The 212-nt window shown below is 42.5% G+C and carries 1 protein-coding gene; it reads left to right on the top strand.

Annotation, left to right across the window (positions count from 1 at the left end; genetic code table 11):
- The coding region (locus tag ACY2RS_RS16110; protein ID WP_490099651.1) for a bacterial Ig-like domain-containing protein at nt 1-212 on the top strand (212 nt) is incomplete at both ends.

Here is a 212-nt window from a genome sequence, read left to right as displayed (position 1 = left end):
TTGAACGGAGATCCAATAGATCCAGCAGATGTAAATGCAACTGTGACGGATGATGATGGAAGTGGAATTACAATCAATCCTGATGGAACGTTAACTGTACCTATGGATACACCAGCCGGGACGTATGATGTGGTGTACCAGATCTGTGAGGTATTAAATCCAACGAACTGTGATACTGCTACAGTTACTGTAGTTGTAGAAGCACCAGTAAT

The organism is Patiriisocius sp. 208BN25-11, assembly GCF_058147145.1.
This window is presented reverse-complemented; position numbering and strand designations above follow the sequence as displayed.